Raw genomic sequence first — 14,639 nt, 5'->3', positions numbered from 1 at the left:
TAGGTGCTCCTTGTACTGCGCCTTCAGACGCGCTCGATGATTATGGCAGGGGCCATGCCGCCCGCCGCGCACATCGTGATGAGACCGTAACGCCCGCCGGTGCGCTCGAGTTCGTCGAGAGCAGTGCCGATCAGCATGGCGCCGGTGCCGCCGATCGGGTGGCCGAGCGCGATCGACCCGCCATTGGGATTGACCTTGGCGCGGTCGAGGTCAAGGTCGCGGATGAACTTCTCGACGACGACGGCGAATGCCTCGTTCACTTCGAAGACGTCGATGTCATCGGTAGTGAGCCCCGCCTTGGCAAGCACCTTGCGCGCCGCGGGCACAGGCCCGTTGAGCATGAGGGTCGGACAGTCGCCCGTCTCCGCCATTGCGACGATGCGGGCACGCGGCTTCAGGCCGTGTGCCTCGGCGTACTCCTTCGACGCCAGCAGGATCGCCGAGGCACCATCGACCACACCCGAGGAGATGCCGACGTGATGGATCGGCTTGATCTCGATCTCGGGATAGACCTGGTTGATCAATTCGCCGTAAGTCTTCCCGCCGGGCGCGGACGGCATATTCAGGAACATTTCGAAAGCCGGCTTGAGCTGGGCGAGGCTTTCGGCGGTGGTTTCCGGGCGAGGGTACTCCTCGTGGTCGAGGATGACTTTGCCCTCGTCGTCCTTCACGACGATCGTGGACTTGTCGAAACGCCCTTCCGCCAGGGCGACGGCGGCCCGGCGTTGGCTCTCGACACCGAGTGCTTCGAGTTCCTCGCGGGTGATGCCTTCCATCGCGGCGATCGCGTCGGCGCAGACGCCTTGGTTCGACTGCGGGTGCCTGGCCTGCAGGCGCGTATTGCCTGCCCCCATGCCGGCACTGCCGACCCCGGCCTCGCGCATCTTCATACCGTACATATTGGCGTAGGAGAGCATGTCCATGCCGCCGGCCACCATGAGGTCGGCCATACCCGACTTGATCATTGCCGCCGAGAGGCTGGTGGCGGTGAGGCTCGATCCGCAGAAGCGGTTGAGTGTGACGCCGCCCGCCTTCACGTCGTAACCGGCGTCCAGTGCCGCCATGCGCCCGATGTCGCCCGCCTGCAGTCCCAGTGCGGCCGAGACGCCCCAGATCACGTCGTCGACGTCCGCGGTTTCGAGCCCGTTGCGATCCTTGAGCGCGGCGAGGACCGTTGCCGAAAGATGTTCGGGATGCATCTGCGACAACGCGCCCTTGCCCATCTTGCCGATCCCGCGAGGGGTGCGCACGGCGTCGATGATATAGGCCTCGGTCAAGACAGGTCTCCTCGCGTTCCTTCGCGCAGCAAAGCGCGTTTTTTCGCGTGATGCGGGCCTGCTGCCCGATTTGCAATCTAGGTAGCGGGCGCTATCGCCGCAGCGATTGCTGACTATGGTTAGTATGTCGGAATTGTGTTCGCTTGCTTCAATGGATCGTCTTCGCGATGGGCAGGTTGACGGCTGCGCCGGTGCGTTCAACATCGGCGGACAGACATAACGACAGGGGATGAGCAGCCATGGCGACGGCGCAGGATGAGGAGGCAGGCGGCGCCTTCGCACCGCTTCGCGAACGTACGTTCCGCAATATCTGGACCGCCAGCCTGTTCTCCAACTTCGGGCAGCTCTTCCTGGGCGTCGGCGCGCAATGGGAGATGACGCGGCTGAGCAATTCGGCGAGCATGGTCGCGCTGGTGCAGACGGCGATGATGATCCCGCTGATGCTGGTGACGCTTCCGGCCGGCGCCATCGCCGACATGTTCGATCGCCGCCGGATCGCCATGACCGGCCTTACGTTCAGCGCGGTGAGCGCGGCGGTGCTCGCAGCGGTGACCTTTGCTGGACTGACGACGCCCGGAATGCTGCTGGCGTTCTGCATCCTGATCGGCGCGGGCGTGGCGCTGTTCTCGCCTTCGTGGCAGGCATCGATCCCGGAGCAGGTCTCGCGCTCTCACCTGCCTGCCGCCGTAGCGCTGGGGACGATCAGCTACAATGTCGCGCGCAGCTTCGGTCCCGCATTGGGCGGCCTGATCGTGGTGCTCTACGGCGTGAAGGTCGTGTTTGGCATGACCGCACTGCTCTACCTGCCGCTGCTGACGGCGTTCTTCCTGTGGCGGCGGACTCATGTGCCTTCGCGGCTGCCGCCCGAACGGATAGACCGGGCGATCCTGACCGGCGCGCGCTATGCGCTGCATGCGCCCGCAGTGCGTACTGCGCTGCTGCGTGTACTGGGATTCGGGCTGAGTACGGCTACGGCTTCCGCGCTTGCCCCCTTGATTGCAAAGGATTTGCTGCACGGAAATGCTGCAACGTTCGGTATCCTGCTTGGCGCTCAAGGCGTTGGCGCGGTGGGCGGCGCGCTGTTCGTCAGCCAGATCCGGGCGATGATCTCTACCGAGTGGGCGGTGAGGCTGTTCGCGATCATGAGCGGGGCGGCGCTGGTGGCGATCGGGTTCAGTCACTCGCTTACGGTCACATGCCTCGCGTTCCTTTTGGTGGGCGCGGGCAATATCCTGACTATCGCGATGCTGAACGTGACAGTGCAACTGTCGGCCCCGCGATGGGTGACGGCGCGGGCGCTGTCACTGTTCTCCTCCGCGATCACAGCGGGGATCGGCGTCGGCGCCTGGGGTTGGGGCGTGGTCGCCGCGCGGAATGACGTGGCCTTCGCGCTGGTAGCCTCGGGCATGGCCGTTGCCGCGACGGCGCTCCTCGGTACGATATTGCCAATTCGGGAGGATCCCGAGGCCGATATGGATTCGGTCGAGATCGGCCATGAGCCCTCAGCCGCGCTGCCGCTGACCTTGCGGTCCGGGCCGCTGGTCGTCGAGGTTGAATACGACGTCGATCCCGGGCAGGCCCGCGAGTTCTACGAAGTCATGATGACGATGCAGAAAGTGCGCAAGCGCAACGGCGGCTTCGACTGGACGATCTCGCGCGACATCGAAAACCCGGCCCTCTGGACCGAGCGATACCACTGCCCGACCTGGGGAGACTACCTGCGCATGCGCGGCCGCTACACCCAGAGCGATTTCGACATCCAGGCACAGGCGGACGGCTTCAACCGCAGCAATCATGGCCGCCGGGTGCGTCGTCTTCTCGAAAGGCCCTTCGGTTCGGTGCGCTGGAAGGCGGAGTCCTTCGATCCGCGACAGGAGACGATCGGCTACATCACGCCGGGAACCTGAAAAGGCCGCGAATCTGCCGGCGCGATATCTGGGGCGAAGTACGCCCCGTCTCTGGATCAGCGGACGTCCTCGTGTAGCGTCTCTGCAAAAGCAGTTTGGGAGGGATATCTTGAAAACAGCAGGGACTTGTGCGTCCGTGTTCGCATTAGCGGTGATGGCGCCTGTTTCGGCGTATGCACAGGATGCGCAGCAGGCCACCGCCGTTGACGACGGTGCGATCATCGTCACCGCACAGCGGCGCGCAGAGGCACAGGTCGATGTGCCGATCTCGATCACCAACCTGTCGAGCGACGCGCTCAAGACCGCGAGCGTCCAGCAGCTTGCCGACATCGGCAAGGTCACCCCGGCGCTGCGGTTCGACTTCGCGGGCGGGTTCTTCCAGCCCACCATTCGCGGCATCGGTACGGCGGTGACGACCTCGGGCGGCGGTGGCAACGTCGGCATCTACATCGACGGGTTCTATTCGCCGAACCCGCTGGCGGCCGACTTCGACCTCATCAGCGTCAGTTCGATTCAGGTGCTCAAGGGGCCGCAAGGCACGCTGTTCGGTCGCAACACCACCGGCGGCGCGATCCTCGTGACGACCCGCGAGCCCTCGACGTCGGGCAATGCCTTAGAGGGGCGCGTAACTTACGGCCGCTACAACGAGGCCAAGGCCGAAGCCTTCGCGAACTACGTCATATCCGATCGCGTGGCACTGAGCCTTGAGGGCCAGTATCGCCGCGGTGACGGCTGGCAGCGCGACGTCTCCAATAATGATCGGCGCGTTGGCGACTACGAGAACTGGTCGTTCCGTCTCGGCCTGAAGGCGGAACTGACCGACACGGTGGACGTCCTGCTTCGCTACAAGCACGGCCAGGTGGACGATCCCTCGACGATGCTGGCCTCCAGTCTCGACACTTCGGACTTCGGGCTTGGCGCGCCGTTCGGCGGAGTGCCGGGGACTTACACCACGGCCAAGAACCGCATCGCCAGCGGCTCGGTGCCGGAAGTCTTCCGCTCCAACACCGACGTAGTGCAGGGCACGATCCGCGCCGACCTCGGCTTCGCGGACCTGACCTCCTACAGCCAGTATCGCAGCGAGAACTCGCTGATGTCGCAGGACCTCGACTATTCGGGGCTTGACCTGTTTCAACTAGGCCTGCCCAATCTCAACGAGACCTGGAGCCAGGAACTGCTGCTCACGTCGAAGGCGGGGCCGAAGCTGCAGTGGACGGCGGGCCTGTTCTACTTCCAGAATAGCGACACTTACATCACTTACATCAACAATGGCGGCAACGCGCCCGACCAGCGCATCCGGCTCGGCGGGTCGAGCACCACGGTCAAGAGCTACGCCGCCTTTCTCGACGCCACCTACGAGATCACGCCGCAGTTCTTCGTGACCGCCGGTGCGCGCTATTCGATCGACAAGATCGTCGATGCCTACTGGAACCAGCAATTCGCTCTCACCGAGATGCCGGTGCCGAACATCTCGAACAACAAGCTGACCCCGCGCGTGGTGCTGCGCTACAAGCCGACCGACCGGACGAGTATCTACGCCTCGTTCACGAAGGGCTACAAGGCGGCGATCTCGGACGTCGGAGGTTCGTGCCAGATCCCCGACACAAACTATACCTGCAACCGCGTCAAGCCCGAGGATATCAACGCCTACGAAGTGGGCTTCAAGTACGAGGATCGCGGCTTTTCGTTCGAGGCCGCCGCGTTCTACTATGATTACAAGAACTTGCAGGTGTCGATTTACCGCACCGGCACGGCGGAGATCATCAACGCCGCGACCTCGGAAATCTACGGGCTGGAAGGCGCATTGCACTATCAGGTCACGCCTGCGTTCCAGATCAACGCTGGCGCCTCCTACGTCCATGCACGCTACAAGCGATTCAACAACGCGCCGGTCTATGTGCGCTGCTCCGAACTGGGCGAGGAAACCGCCGCGACTTGCGCCGCCAACGGGGTCAGCTTCGTCGTGGTGCCCACCACGCTGGAAGACGTGACGATGCAACGCAACCCGGAATTCACTGGCTTCGTCGGCGCGCGCTACGAGACCGATCTGGCGGGCGGCGAACTCGCGCTGTCGGGCAACCTGTTCTACTCGTCGAGCTTCTTCTTCGGCCCCTCGGGTGTCCAGTTCGAGCAGGGTGGCTACGAAACCCTGGCCCTTCGGGCGCAATGGAACGCCCCCGATGACGGGTTCCACGTAGCGATCTTCGGGGACAACGTCACCAACAGCCGATACCTCACGCAGGCGCAGTATTCGAGCTTCGGCATTGGCGCGAACTGGAGCAAGCCGGTCACGTACGGCGTGGAACTGGGCGTGAAGTTCTGAGCAGAGGGCGTTCCCTGATGGGAATTGCCACATGCAACGACAGTTGCTGACCTGCCGGTTTCAGGCTGAACGCAGCACAAGGGAGAGATCGATGCCGCAAGATGCAAACAGGAACTGGCGTGTCGTCCAGTGGGCGACCGGCAACGTCGGCAGTCGGGCCTTGCGCATGCTCATCGAGCATCCCCGGATGGAACTGGTGGGCCTGTGGGTCAGTTCGCCGGAGAAGGTCGGCAAGGACGCGGGCGCACTCTGCGGTCTTGCGGAAACCGGCATCAAGGCGACGAATTCGCTTGAGGAGATCGTCGCCCTCGATGCCGACTGTGTCCTGTTCATGCCGCAGGGGACCGACTGGGACGCCCTGTGCGCGCTCCTTGCTTCGGGCAAGAACGTGGTGACGACGCGCGGCGACTTCCATTATCCACCTCTCATGGATGCCGGAAGACGCGCCCGGGTCGAAGAGGCCTGTACGGCAGGGGGTACGTCGATCCATTCCACCGGGTCGAGCCCCGGTTTCGTCACGGAAGCGCTGGCGATCCCTCTGTTGTCGCTCCAGCGCGAACATGGTTTGCTCACGATCGACGAATATGCCGACGTGTCGAGCCGCAATTCGCCCGACATGCTGTTTCACATCATGGGCTTCGCGGCGCCGATGGCACCATTCGACCAGTGCCGGGCCGAGCATCTCAAGGGGGATTTCGGCAGCTCGCTTTCGCAGGTCGCCGAGGCCATGGGGCTACCTTGCGATGATATAGAAGCGGTCGGCGAACTTTCCGCGACGCGCGGTGACCTCGATATAGCGGCCGGCAAAGTGCCCGCCGGCACCGTCGGCGCGATGCGTACAACCATCACCTGCAAGCATCAGGGTCGTCCGATCCTGCGCTTCCGCGCTAACTGGTACGTCACCACCGACATCGAGCACGAATGGGACTTGCGCGAGTCCGGATGGCGGATCAGCACCGAGGGCGACACGCCTGTCAAGGTGGACATTACTTTCCCGGTCGCGGAGGAAGACTACGCCGCCTACACGCCCGGCTTGACCGCGCATCGACCTATCAATGCCATTCCAGCGGTCTGTGCGGCCGCGCCGGGCATTCGCACTACCGTCGAACTGCCGCAGATCGTCCCGCTTTACGGCTGAGTTGCCGGCCCCGCCACCGTCGGCGTCGACTGATCGCCACCCAATACGCGGTAAAGCGCGATCCGGTTGCCCGCCTGTGTCAGCCGCACCGCGATCTCCGCCTGCCGCGCGGAATAGAGGCTGCGCTGCGCATCGAGGTTGTCGAGCGAGCCGACGATACCTCGGCGATAGCTCGCCTCGGTGAGCGTAGCGGTGTCCTGTGCCGCGCCGGTGAAGGCCGTCGCGGCGCGCAGGCGTTCGGCGAGGGTGCCCTGGTCGGCGAGGGCGTCGGCGGTTTCTTGGAAGGCGGTCTGGATCGCCTTCTCGTAAGTCGCCAGGGCCGCGTCGCGCTGGGCCTTGGTCACCTCGACATTGGCCTTGCGGCCCCCTGCGTTGAACACCGACCAGCTGCCATCCGCACCCAGCGTCGTCGTGCGCGAGGCCGTGTCGAACAGGCTCGATAGCGACTGGCTGGCGAAGCCGATCAGGGCGCTTAGCGATATCGTGGGGAAGAGCTGTGCCCGTGCGACACCTATGTCGGCATTGGCGGCGCGCAGTTGGTATTCGGCCTGAACCACGTCCGGGCGGCGCAGCAATACTTGCGTCGAAAGCCCGGCAGGCACTTCGCCGAGGCTGGCGTTGACCTCGTCGATCCCGGTCGGCAGCAGCGCGCGATCGAATTCCGCACCTACGAGAAGGCGGATCGCGTTGATGTCCTGCGCCAGCGCGGCGGTCTGCGTGGCGAGGTCGCCATTGGCGGTTTCGAGAACCTGTTCGGCCTGCCGAAGTTCGGTACGCGCGGCGACGCCGCCCTTGAGACGGGCGGACGACAGCCGCACGCTATCCTTGGCGTTGGCCGCAGTAGCCTGTGCCAGCTTGAGCAAGTCGGTGTCGGCGGCATACGTCGCCCAAGCCTGTGCAAGATCGGCGACGAGACCAAGGCGAACCGTGCGCGCTGCCGCTTCCGTCGCCAGCGCTGTATCGCGGTCCGAGCGGGTGGCGTTGGCGAGCTTGCCGAACAGGTCCAGCTCGAAGCTGGAGATACCGCCCTGTACCGAATAGCTCATGCCGTTGAGGCCGAAGCCGCCGCCGGTCTCGGTGTCGGTGGCGGAGCCGCTGATGCCGACAGCCGGGAACTGGTTCGCCCGAGTTACGCGCACTTGTGCCCGCGCCGCGGCGACATTGGCCGCCGCCACGCGCAAGTCGCGGTTGTTGGCCAGTGCCTCCTCGACGAGCGACTGCAGGCGAGGATCGCGGAATATGTCCTTGTAGGACACCACCGGCAGCGAAGCCTCGCTCTGCTGCAGGTATGCGTCGCCAACCGGCCACGAGGTCGGGACGGGCAGGTCGGGCTGGACGTATTTGGGAGCCAGCGAACAGGCGCCAAGGGCCAGGGCAGGCAGGACGCCCGCCATCAGGCGGATGCTCATGCGCTTCATGCGGGGTCTCCCGAGCGCCCGCGGCGCTGCTGCAATTTCTCTCGTGCTGCGGCAAGACCGTCGCGCACGCTGCGGCGCACGAGCACGAAGAACAGCGGTATGTAGAATATCGCAAGGATCGTCGCGGTGAGCATGCCGCCGACGACCGCCGTGCCGATGGCGACGCGGCTGTTAGCGCCCGCGCCGGTAGCGATGGCAAGCGGCAGTACGCCGAAGATGAACGCGAAGCTGGTCATCAGGATCGGGCGCAGTCGGATCTTTGCGGCCTCCAGCGCGGCGTCGATGACGCGCTTGCCTTGCCGTTCAGCCTGCTCGGCGAATTCGATCATCAGGATCGCGTTCTTCGCGGCGAGGCCCATGGTCGTGAGCAGGCCGATCTGCAGGTACACGTCGTTCTCCAACCCGCGCAACGTGACGAAGGCGATGGCGCCCAACAGGCCGAGCGGAATGACGAGGATCACCGCAACCGGGATCGACCAGCTCTCGTAAAGCGCCGCAAGGCACAGAAACACGACCAGCAGGGACAGGGCGTAGAGGATCGGTCCTTGTCCGGACGACAACCGCTCCTGATACGAGGAGCCCGCCCATGCGACGCTCACGCCGGGAATATCGGCGACGAGTTGCTCCATCACGTTCATCGCCGTGCCCGAGCTGACGCCGGAACCGGCATTACCGGAGAACTCATAAGCGGGCAGGCCGTTGAAGCGCGAGGTGGAACTCGGCGCCGTCGACCATCCGATCGTCGAGAACGAAGAGAAGGGCGCCATTTGCCCGTCGGAGCCGCGAACGAACCACTGCGCCAGATCTTCCGGGCGCGAGCGGAACTGCGCATCGCCCTGTACGTAGACGCGCTTGACGCGGCCCTTGTCGATGAAGTCGTTGACGTACGTACCGCCCCAGGCCGTCGAAAGCGTGGCGTTGACGTTGCCGGGGGTCAGGCCGAACGCGGTGAGAGCGCGGATGTCGGTGTTGATCTTGAGGGTCGAGACGTCCGGCAGGTTGCTCAGGCGCACGCCCGACAACTGGTCGTTCGCGCCCGCGGCGGCGAGCAGCTTTTCGCGAGCGGCCATGAACTTGTCGTCCGACAGTCCGCTGGCGTTCTGCAACTCCATCGTGAAGCCCGCCGAATCGCCGAGGCCGCGAACGGCGCCCGGCACCAGCACGAAGACCTGCGCGTCTCGCAGGCCGCGGAAGGCGGCGCTGGCGCGCTGAACGATGGCGTCGGCGCCGTCCTTCGGGTCGGTGCGCTGCGACCAGTCGGTCAGGTTGATGAAGCCCTGACCGCTGTTCTGGCCGGATGCACCGCGCCCGCCGCCCGCGACGGAGAACATGCCCGCGACGTTGTGCTTCTCGTAAGTCGTGAAGTACTTTTCGATTTCGCGCTGTACTTGCTCGGTACGCGAGCGCGGGGTGCCGGCGGGCAGGCGCCATTGTACGCTTATGTTGCCCTGGTCCTCGTTCGGCAGGAAGCCTGTCGGCAGGCGCTGGAACAGCAGGAACGTGCCAACGCAAGTAACCGCGAACAGCGCGAGCCAGCGCCACTTGTGTGCAACCACGACGTCCACCTTGCGCACATAGGCATCGGTGACACGCTCGAAGCTGCGGTTGAACCAGGTGTGGAACTTCTCCCAGCCGCGCGCGAGCCAGGGCAGGTGGCGTTCGATCCAGTTTGGCTGGTGATCTTCCTCGCCATGGGGTTTCTTGGCCTTGAGCAGCGTCGCCGTCAGCGCCGGGCTGAGGATCAGCGCTACCAGCACCGAAAGCACCATCGCGGTCACGATGGTCAGCGAGAACTGGCGGTAGATCACGCCCGTCGAGCCGCCGAAGAAGGCCATCGGCAGGAACACCGCCGAAAGCACCAGCGCGATGGCCACCAGCGCGACCTGAATTTCCTCCATCGACTTGATGGTGGCGTCGCGCGGGGACATGCCGGGGTTCTCTTCCAGCAGGCGCTCGACGTTCTCGACCACGACGATGGCGTCATCGACCAGCAGGCCGATAGCCAGCACCAGCCCGAACAGCGTCATCGTGTTGATGGAGAAGCCCATCACGTAGAACACCGCGAAGGTGCCCAGCAGCACCACCGGCACCGCGATCGCCGGGATCAGCGTGGCGCGCCAGCTCTGCAGGAACACGAACATCACGATGACAACGAGGATGATCGCCTCGAACAGCGCCTTCTCGACCTCTTCGACCGAGAGCTTGATGAACGTCGTGGAGTCGCTGCCGTAGATGTACTTCACGCCGTCGGGCATCTCTGCCGCGAGGTCCTGCATCTTCGCCTTGACCGCTTCTGCCGTGCGCAGGGCATCGGCGCCGGGCGCCAGCGAGATCGAGATGCCTGCGCCGGGGTGACCGTTGACGCGGCTGACCGAGGTGTAGCTGTCCGCGCCGATCTCTACCCGTGCGACATCGCCAATGGTGACGACCGAACCGTCCGGGTTGGTCTTGAGCACGATGGCGCGGAACTGGTCGGCGGTCTGCAGGCGCGAACCGGCGGTGACGACGGCGTTGATCGCCTGATCGTCGACCGCAGGCGTGCCCCCGATCTCGCCCGCCGCGACTTCGGTATTCTGGGCGGTGATCGCTGAGGTCACGTCGCTGGGCATGAGCGCCACGGCGGCGAGCTTGCGCGGGTCCAGCCAGATACGCATCGCGTGCGGCGCGCCGAACACGTTGACGTCGCCCACGCCCTGGACGCGCGAAAGCGGGTCCTGGATGTTCGAGGCAAGATAGTCCGACACGTCCTGGTTGGAGCGCTGGTCGGTCTCGTCGTAGACCGCCACCAGCAGCAGCTGGTCGGCGTTCGACTTGGTCACGGTGACGCCGCGCGCCTGCACGGTCTGCGGCAGGCGCGGGATCGCCGACTGGACCTTGTTCTGGACCTGGACCTGCGCGATGTCGGGGTCGGTGCCCTTGGCGAAAGTGGCGCTGATGCTCGCCTGCCCGCGATTGCTCGATTCGGAACTGAAGTAGAGCAGGCCGTCGATGCCGGTCAGTTGCTGCTCGATGATCTGCGTCACCGAGTTCTCGATCGTCTGCGCCGACGCGCCCTGATAAGTGGCGCGGATGTTCACCTGCGTCGGCGCGATGTCCGGGTATTGCTCATTGGGCAGGAAATTCAGCGCGCCGAGGCCGGCGAGCATCACGATGATCGCCAGAACCCAGGCGAAGATCGGGCGATCGATGAAGATGCGGGACATGAACCGTCAGCCGCGCTTGTGACCGGATTGGGCTGCCTCTGCGCCGGTTCCCGCGCCTTGGCCTTCCTTGCGCGGCTCGACCTTCTGAGGCGCCGTGCTCACGACCGGCTTGATCGACGCGCCCTGACGCAGACCGTTGAGCCCTTGCGTGATGACCTTGTCGCCTTTCTTCAGTCCGCCGGTCACGACCGCGAACTCATTGTACGTGCGGTCGGCGGTGACCTTGCGGCGCTGCGCCTTGTTGTCGGCGCCGACCAGCATCACGAAGGCGCTGCCGTCGAAGTCGCGCTGCACGGCGTTCTGCGGGATGAGGAAGGCGTTCGGGTCCGAAGCCTGATCGAACATCGCCGTCACGAACATGCCGGGAAGCAGAATGCCGTCGGGGTTAGGAAAGCGCGCGCGCAAGGTGACGGTGCCGGTGGTCTGGTCGACCGTGACTTCGGAGAACTGCACGGTGCCCGCCTGCGGATAGCGGATGCCGCCGTCCAGCATGAGGTGGACCTCGGTGCTGCCGGGGGTCACGCCGCCTTCGGCAAGGCGGCGACGCAGGCTCGTCAGCTCGGCGGCGGACTGCTGCATGTCGACGTAGATCGGGTCCATGCGCTGGATCACCGCGAGCGGATCGGCCTGCGTGGCGCTGACGAGGGCGCCGACGGTGAACAGCTGGCGTCCGATCTTCCCGCTGATCGGCGCGGGAACGGTGGTGAAGCGAAGGTTGATCTTTGCCGTGTCGAGCGCGGCGGCGTTCTGCGCGATGGCGGCCTTGGCTGTCCTCGATTCCGCCAGGGCGTCGGTATAGTCCTGCTTGGCGATCGCTTCCATGTCGGCGAGCGGGCGATAGCGATCCGCTTTGACCGAGGCTGCATCCGCCGTGGCGCGGGCGCTGGCGAGGTTGGCCTGCGCCTGGTTCACCGCCGCGCGGTAGAGGCTGGGATCGATCTCGAACAGCGGTTGCCCTGCCTTGACCGTGCTGCCCTCTGTAAAGAAGCGGCGCTTTATCACGCCGGTCACCTGCGGACGCACCTCGGACGTCTCGAAGGCGACCGTACGGCCGCTGAGCGTTGCCGAGAGGGGGACGCTGCTGGTCTGCGCAACAATATAGCCGACTTCGGCAGTGCGCTGCTGCTGACCTTTTGACGACCCGCCGGAGCATGCCGCAAGCGACACTCCGGCAAGCGCGAGGGCGGCAACAGGCAGGAGCGGCCAGCGCCAACCGGAGGGCCGGCGAAGGGCATAAGGGGGGAAGCTGTTCAAGTCGCACGCCTTGTTGGATGTTGCCCTGTCCTATTCAGCAAAACGGTGTGCGAGCAAGCGCCCATTTCGCAGATGCGACAATTTGCGACTAAAGATCAAAGCCGCATGACAATCCGGCTGAACGTGCCGAAATCCATCACAGTTTCCCGTCATGGAGATTTATTTCGGGCGCGACACCAAAGGAAAGGAAATGGTGCCCGAGGGCGGATTCGAACCACCGACACTGCGATTTTCAGTCGCATGCTCTACCAACTGAGCTACTCGGGCACTCGTTCGGCGGCGGCCTCTGGAAGAGACCGGCGAGCGGTGTGGGCGGGCCTATGAAGAAGGTGGCCGACCTTGGCAAGCCCTAAATGACGAAGAAATTTCAATCGTCCTGTGGATTGTTTTTTTCCTGCCCGACGAAGTCCTCGGGATCGTGGGGCTGCCCGGGCAGGGCGTAGCCGTCGTCCAGCCACTTCAGCAGGTCACGGTCGCGGCACTGCTTGGAGCAGAACGGCGTGAACTCGGCGGCGCGGGGTTTGCGGCAGATTGGGCATTTGCGTTCGGAGAGGGTCATAGCGGCACCGCCTGCGCGAATCCGGCGGCCAGCGCAAGCGTGCGCTCCTCCTGCCAGCGGATCGTGCGCCCGGTGCGCCGCGCGAGGTCGGCGAGCCATTCCTCGCTCGTCGCGGCGCGCACGGCCGGGTGCGCGGTGAGCAGCAGCGCGCCCGGTTCGGCGACATGTTCGGCGCTGCGCATAAGCAGGCGCGCGGCGGCGGTGACGGGGGCGGCACGCACCCGCTGCGGGATGGAGGGGCGTTCCAGCCGCGCGACGAGTTGGACAAAGCCGAAGCCGTTCATCGCCGTGCGCTGGTGCGGCCAGTGGTCGAGCGCCTTGGCCAGCGCTTCATCCACCGCGCGGCGGTCATCCTTGCGCTCCAGCGAGGGGAAGTCGATGCCTATGGAGCCGGCAAGGTCGAGCCGCCCGACCCCGTCGGCGATCGCGGGCACGGCGGCCAATGCCAGCGCGGCGAGCGGCAGGATGCCGTCGATATCGATCAGCGTCATCGCCGGGGTCGGCGTCACCACCAGCGATCCGCCCTCGAAGGCGATCACGCCGTCAAGCGCCTCGGCCACGATCTCGGGCCAGGGATCGTCGGGAAAGCGGCGGACCTTCCTGACCGGCAGTCCGCCGCCACGCAGCGATTCGGCAAGGGTGGGAGCAGGGCGAGGGGCAAGATCGCTGGCTCGGGTCTGGGCCAGTTTGTAGCGGCCGGTCTCGGCCATCGCTGCGCGGGTGACGATCACCCGCTGGCGCGCGCCTTCGCTGGCGGATTTGGGCAAACCGTCGACGAACGCCTCCTCGCCCGAATCGAAGCGAACCGTTCCGCGTGAGGCTCCGGCGCGGCGCGATACCAGCACTGCGTCAGCGACTTCACCGGCGGTCAGCCGGCCCGGCCATTCCAGCCTTGCGGCAAGGACATGGCCGTTATCGACGAGAATCGCGCGGGTTTCGCCGATCCCCTCTTCGACCAGCCATTCAGCCAATGGGGAAGCCTGCGCCCTTCAGCAGGGCGCGCGTCTCGAACAGGGGGAGGCCGACGACGCCCGAGTGGCTGCCGGAAATCCACGCGATGAGGCCTTCGGCGCTGCCCTGGATGGCATAGCCACCGGCCTTGCCCTCCCACTCGCCGCCGGCGATGTAGGCTTCAACCTCGTCTTTGGACAATTGCTTGAAGCGCACGATCGTCTCGTTCAGTCGCTCGTGCAGGGTGCCGCCGGGCGCGCGCAGGGCGATGGCGGAGAGGACGCGGTGCCGCCTGCCCGAAAGCAACGCGAGACATTCGCGCGCGGTCTTCTCATCTTCGGCCTTGGGCAGCACGCGGCGGCCGCAGGCGACTACGGTGTCGCCAGCCAGCACGAAAGCATCGCCGGGAGGCAGCGCAAGCGCCTTTTCCCGCGCCATGCGCCGGGCGTAATCGCGCGGCACCTCGCGGGGATGCGCAGTCTCGTCGATGTCTGCAGCTTCCACCGTGAAGTCGCTCATCCCGATGCGGGAGAGCAGTTCGCGGCGTCGCGGGCTGGCGGAAGCGAGAACGAGTCGGGGGGCGCCATGCCCCGCCGACAAATCTGCCGC

General features: G+C 65.3%; 10 protein-coding genes and 1 tRNA gene. 3 read left to right on the top strand and 8 right to left on the bottom strand.

Annotated elements, in window-relative coordinates; genetic code table 11:
• Window positions 1-23: 23 nt before the first annotated feature.
• A complete protein-coding gene (locus QRN25_RS08060) occupies window positions 24-1,277 on the bottom strand; it encodes an acetyl-CoA C-acetyltransferase (protein ID WP_271183457.1) in 1,254 nt (417 codons plus the stop codon).
• 239 nt (window positions 1,278-1,516) lie between these two features.
• Between QRN25_RS08060 and QRN25_RS08055 the strand changes: the two genes are divergently transcribed.
• The 3 genes from QRN25_RS08055 (at window position 1,517) to QRN25_RS08045 (ending at window position 6,645) form a co-directional block, all read left to right on the top strand.
• Window positions 1,517-3,184: an MFS transporter gene (locus tag QRN25_RS08055; RefSeq protein ID WP_285018536.1), complete on the top strand. Its 1,668-nt coding sequence runs from the start codon at window positions 1,517-1,519 to the stop codon at window positions 3,182-3,184.
• 136 nt (window positions 3,185-3,320) lie between these two features.
• On the top strand, window positions 3,321-5,507 hold the full coding sequence (locus QRN25_RS08050) for a TonB-dependent receptor (protein ID WP_285018533.1): 2,187 nt from the start codon (window positions 3,321-3,323) through the stop codon (window positions 5,505-5,507).
• Between the two features lie 91 nt (window positions 5,508-5,598).
• Window positions 5,599-6,645 (top strand): NAD(P)H-dependent amine dehydrogenase family protein, encoded by a 1,047-nt coding sequence (locus tag QRN25_RS08045; RefSeq protein WP_285018531.1) that lies wholly within the window; start codon window positions 5,599-5,601, stop codon window positions 6,643-6,645.
• On the opposite strand, the gene QRN25_RS08040 is transcribed toward QRN25_RS08045, so the two are convergent.
• From QRN25_RS08040 to QRN25_RS08010, 7 genes are all read right to left on the bottom strand, one after another.
• Window positions 6,636-8,063 carry an efflux transporter outer membrane subunit gene (locus QRN25_RS08040; protein ID WP_285018528.1) on the bottom strand — a complete coding sequence of 476 codons (1,428 nt, stop codon included), beginning with the start codon at window positions 8,061-8,063 and terminating at the stop codon, window positions 6,636-6,638. The genes QRN25_RS08045 and QRN25_RS08040 overlap by 10 nt on opposite strands.
• Window positions 8,060-11,266, bottom strand: a complete 3,207-nt coding sequence (locus QRN25_RS08035) for a multidrug efflux RND transporter permease subunit (RefSeq protein ID WP_285018526.1) — start codon at window positions 11,264-11,266, stop codon at window positions 8,060-8,062. The genes QRN25_RS08040 and QRN25_RS08035 overlap by 4 nt, the downstream gene beginning before the upstream one ends.
• Window positions 11,267-11,272: 6 nt before the next feature.
• Window positions 11,273-12,520, bottom strand: coding sequence for an efflux RND transporter periplasmic adaptor subunit (locus QRN25_RS08030; RefSeq protein WP_502910435.1), 1,248 nt, complete (start codon window positions 12,518-12,520; stop codon window positions 11,273-11,275).
• A gap of 191 nt (window positions 12,521-12,711) precedes the next feature.
• Window positions 12,712-12,787, bottom strand: a tRNA-Phe gene (locus QRN25_RS08025).
• 100 nt (window positions 12,788-12,887) lie between these two features.
• Complete coding sequence (locus QRN25_RS08020) at window positions 12,888-13,079, bottom strand: DNA gyrase inhibitor YacG (RefSeq protein ID WP_008832185.1); 192 nt, start codon at window positions 13,077-13,079, stop codon at window positions 12,888-12,890.
• Window positions 13,076-14,050, bottom strand: coding sequence for an Rne/Rng family ribonuclease (locus QRN25_RS08015; RefSeq protein WP_285018524.1), 975 nt, complete (start codon window positions 14,048-14,050; stop codon window positions 13,076-13,078). The genes QRN25_RS08020 and QRN25_RS08015 overlap by 4 nt, the downstream gene beginning before the upstream one ends.
• Window positions 14,043-14,630 carry a Maf family protein gene (locus QRN25_RS08010; RefSeq protein ID WP_036524918.1) on the bottom strand — a complete coding sequence of 196 codons (588 nt, stop codon included), beginning with the start codon at window positions 14,628-14,630 and terminating at the stop codon, window positions 14,043-14,045. Before QRN25_RS08010 ends, QRN25_RS08015 begins: the two co-directional genes overlap by 8 nt.
• Between the last annotated feature and the right edge of the window lie 9 nt (window positions 14,631-14,639).

Source organism: Novosphingobium sp. fls2-241-R2A-195 (genome assembly GCF_030209485.1).
Classification (GTDB): Bacteria; Pseudomonadota; Alphaproteobacteria; order Sphingomonadales; family Sphingomonadaceae; genus Novosphingobium; species Novosphingobium resinovorum.
The sequence above is the reverse complement of the archived record's forward strand: the minus strand, read 5'-3'. Positions and strand labels throughout refer to the sequence as shown.

What these genes read in the sequence shown, in the direction of transcription:
- QRN25_RS08040 (WP_285018528.1), bottom strand. Translation starts at nt 8,063, where the DNA reads ATGAAGCGCATGAGCATCCGCCTGATGGCGGGCGTCCTGCCTGCCCTG.
- QRN25_RS08045 (WP_285018531.1), top strand. Translation starts at nt 5,599, where the DNA reads ATGCCGCAAGATGCAAACAGGAACTGGCGTGTCGTCCAGTGGGCGACC.
- QRN25_RS08055 (WP_285018536.1), top strand. Translation starts at nt 1,517, where the DNA reads ATGGCGACGGCGCAGGATGAGGAGGCAGGCGGCGCCTTCGCACCGCTT.
- QRN25_RS08020 (WP_008832185.1), bottom strand. Translation starts at nt 13,079, where the DNA reads ATGACCCTCTCCGAACGCAAATGCCCAATCTGCCGCAAACCCCGCGCC.
- QRN25_RS08035 (WP_285018526.1), bottom strand. Translation starts at nt 11,266, where the DNA reads ATGTCCCGCATCTTCATCGATCGCCCGATCTTCGCCTGGGTTCTGGCG.